Here is a 279-nt window from a genome sequence, read left to right as displayed (position 1 = left end):
AGAGAAATGATTGCAGTTCCTTCATCGAAGGAAGAAATTCAGCTGCAGCAAGTGTTTACATGGAACCCTTCATTGCCTGGATTGAAATCAGAGGATACGATGGTCGTAGAGAAAGAGGGGAACCGCTTTTTAACCTATACAGGCAAGTGGACATACATTGACGTTGAACATGAAGGGGACATCTATAGGCGCCCTGATATTTTAGTAAGAGATGAATAATTGCAGAATGCCGGCGCTAAGCCGGTTTTTTGCTGGAAGTCATTAAGTGGGATTCCACAT

Annotated in this window: 1 protein-coding gene; it reads left to right on the top strand. The window is 43.4% G+C overall.

Translation table 11 applies throughout. The annotated features are described in order from the left end of the window. The coding region (locus AC0IXA_RS27380; RefSeq protein ID WP_471814894.1) for a hypothetical protein at nt 1–219 on the top strand (219 nt) is incomplete at its 5' end. Nucleotides 220–279 lie beyond the last annotated feature (60 nt).

It is taken from the genome of Pseudomonas sp. AC083 (assembly GCF_979253165.1).
Note: the sequence above shows the minus strand (reverse complement) of the source record. Positions and strands in the feature narration are given on the sequence as shown.